Annotated in this window: 2 protein-coding genes and 2 tRNA genes; 1 reads left to right on the top strand and 3 read right to left on the bottom strand. The window is 37.8% G+C overall.

Features of this window, described 5'->3' with window-relative positions:
* Positions 1-1,428, top strand: a 1,428-nt coding sequence (locus tag GQR46_RS18120; RefSeq protein WP_165741891.1) for an ATP-binding protein, incomplete at its 5' end; no start/stop codon positions are given.
* A 70-nt stretch (positions 1,429-1,498) separates the two neighbouring features.
* On the opposite strand, the gene GQR46_RS18115 is transcribed toward GQR46_RS18120, so the two are convergent.
* The 3 genes from GQR46_RS18115 to GQR46_RS18105 all read right to left on the bottom strand — a co-directional run bounded on the left by GQR46_RS18115 (position 1,499) and on the right by GQR46_RS18105 (position 3,021).
* Positions 1,499-1,588: transfer RNA gene (locus tag GQR46_RS18115), tRNA-Ser, on the bottom strand.
* A gap of 175 nt (positions 1,589-1,763) precedes the next feature.
* A complete protein-coding gene (gene nadA, locus GQR46_RS18110) occupies positions 1,764-2,804 on the bottom strand; it encodes a quinolinate synthase NadA (RefSeq protein WP_007580396.1) in 1,041 nt (346 codons plus the stop codon).
* A 141-nt stretch (positions 2,805-2,945) separates the two neighbouring features.
* A tRNA-Lys gene (locus GQR46_RS18105) sits at positions 2,946-3,021 on the bottom strand.
* Positions 3,022-3,123 lie beyond the last annotated feature (102 nt).

The following is a 3,123-nucleotide window of genomic DNA, read 5'->3' as shown; positions in this document are numbered from 1 at the left end:
AAAGACGTTATTGGAATTGAAAATCCGGGTATTTTTCATTTAAAAGAAGAAATTATAAAAAAAGCCAAACAGCTTAGTGCAGAGTTAAATGAACCTGTTTTCCCTGGTTTTGAAGTGTTTATCTTAAAAGCAACTTCTACAGAGCCTGATATCAATCAGTGGACATACATTTCTTCTACAGGCGAGCACATACAAGTTAATATAAGTGTTACCTCTTTATTAAATAACGAAAATGAAATTGTTGGATATTTGGGTGTAGCATACGATTTGACCGAACAAATTAATCACGAACAAGCTCTCGGACATGCTAAAGAATTAGCTGAACAGGCATCACAAGCTAAATCTGAATTTTTAGCAAATATGAGTCACGAAATACGCACACCTATGAATGGCATACTAGGTACATTACAGTTACTGCAAGAGCAGCCATTGAATGAAAAATCAAAAGAGTATTTAAAAAAATCACTTTATTCGACCCGCTCACTCACCACTATTATTAATGATATCCTCGACTTTTCTAAAATTGAAGCTGGGAAGCTTTCATTAGAATATAAATCATTCGACCTTTTTGAACTTATTCACCACTTAGAGTCTGATCTTGGCCTGCAAGCCAGTGATAAAAATATATACCTTAAATTTATAATTAATATTGAGCATAAGTATTGGGTGGGCGACCCCGTTAGACTCAGACAGATATTTTTAAACCTAATATCTAATGCGATTAAGTTTACGTCGCAGGGTGGCGTTACAGTAACGTTTAGGCTAACCGACGAAAACAAAATATGTTGTTGTATATCAGACACCGGAATTGGAATTTCTGAGCAGGCTATAGAGCGATTGTTTGAGCGCTTTGAACAAGCAGAGCAATCAACTACGCGTGAATATGGCGGTACAGGTCTTGGCTTACCTATTACTAAATCATTAATAGGTTTAATGAATGGAGAAATTAAAGTAACAAGCCAATTAAATTCAGGTAGTCAGTTTTATGTGTACTTACCATTAAAACAAGCACAGATTGATGAAAGCACATTAATAACAAAAAATGTTGAGCTTCCTGACCTATCTGGAAAAACTATTTTATTAGCTGAAGATAATAAAATAAATCAGCTTGTTGCATCTGCGATGCTTGAGCCTACAAAAGCCACCATTATTATTGCCAACAATGGTTTAGAAGCAATCTCATTATACGAGTCACACAAGCCAGACATTATTTTTATGGACATTCAAATGCCTAAAATGGATGGTCTTCAGGCATGTAAAAAAATTAAGGCGCTTAATAACGAACAAATTGTTATCGCGTTAACTGCTAATGTTTTTACAGAGCAAAAAGATATATACAGACAGTTATTTGATGGTTACGTTTCAAAGCCAATTGAAAAACATGAGCTTGTAAGCATGTTATCAACACTCTATTTAGTTAATAGTTAGTCATTGCGAAGGCATTAAAAAACCCAGTTACTAATACCTTTCGATATTAGTAACTGGGTTCTAATAATAATGGTGGAGGGAGAGGGATTCGAACCCTCGTTAGGGATAAACCTAAACACACTTTCCAGGCGTGCGCCTTCAGCCACTCAGCCATCCCTCCACAGTACTGCAATTGTGTAATGCAACAGCGCGCTATAGTATGAAATAGACCCTTAAGGTGCAAGGCATTTTTAAATATGAGCCTTTAAATGCTTACTTATCAAGCAATAGCTTATCTATAGGCACAAAAAACGGCTAAATCTAAGACCTAACCGTTTTAATTTATACTTTTAAAATTACTTAGCCATGCTCGCAGTAAATTCAAGCATGCGATTTAAGGATTTAAGTGCGCCTTCGCGTAAATCCATATCAACGAATACTTCTTTACCTTTAGGGCTTATGAGGGCTTCCTCAATCGCTTTTAAGCCATTCATTGCCATCCAAGGGCAATGTGCGCAACTTTTACATGAAGCGCCCTCACCTGCCGTTGGAGCCGCAAAAAACTCTTTATCTGGACATAGTTGCTGCATTTTATAAAAGATGCCGCGATCGGTTGCTACAATAAACTTTTTATTGTCCATTGTTTGCGCAGCTTTAATTAATTGGCTCGTAGATCCAACCGAATCGGCAAGTGCAACAATTTCTGCTGGTGACTCAGGATGAACTAATACGCCTGCATCTGGGTGTAGCGCCTTCATATCTTTTAAGGCTTTAGTTTTAAATTCGTCATGTACGATACATGCACCATTCCACATAAGCATATCAGCACCGGTATTTTTTTGAATATAACTACCAAGGTGCTTATCTGGGCCCCAAATGATTTTTTCGCCTTGCTCATCAAGGTGCTCTACTATTTCAAGTGCACATGATGAGGTTACAATCCAATCTGCACGCGCCTTAACTGCGGTAGAGGTGTTTGCATACACAACCACTTTACGGTCAGGGTGCTCATCACAAAACGCTGAGAACTCGTCTATCGGGCAACCAATATCTAGCGAACACGTCGCTTCAAGCGTTGGCATAACAACCGTTTTATTTGGCGTTAAAATTTTGGCTGTTTCGCCCATAAATTTCACGCCCGCGACGATGATCATATCTGCATCATGACGTGCACCAAAACGTGCCATTTCTAGCGAATCGGCAACGCAGCCGCCGGTTTCTTCTGCAAGTGCTTGAATTTCAGGATCGGTATAATAATGTGCAACAAGTACTGCATTTTTATCTTTTAGTAATTGTTTTATACGCGCTTTATATTCGCCTTGCTCGTCATTTGTTAACGGTGCTGGCTTAGGGGGGAAAATATAACCTTCAGGCATAATAGTTTGAGCTAGACTCATGTTCTCGACCACTTATCTACAGTGCATTAATTAGGGCGAATTATACGAGAATATAAACATAAATAACAGCAAACTAGTTAAGCTGTTTATAAAAAATAGAATGGGAATTTAAAAAAGAATATAAAGGAAAGTATTAGAGAGTGGTGGGTCATGATGGATTTGAACCATCGACCAATTGATTAAAAGTCAACTGCTCTACCAACTGAGCTAATGACCCGCTCTAATATAAATCTGCTTTGTAAAAAGCTGCGTAAATCCGCCGATTAAAACTTTCATAGAATGGTGGGTTATGATGGATTTGAACCATCGACCAATTGAT

It is taken from the genome of Pseudoalteromonas sp. Z1A6 (genome assembly GCF_011378745.1).
In the GTDB taxonomy this organism is placed as follows: Bacteria; Pseudomonadota; Gammaproteobacteria; order Enterobacterales; family Alteromonadaceae; genus Pseudoalteromonas; species Pseudoalteromonas arctica.
Note: the sequence above shows the minus strand (reverse complement) of the source record. Positions and strands in the feature narration are given on the sequence as shown.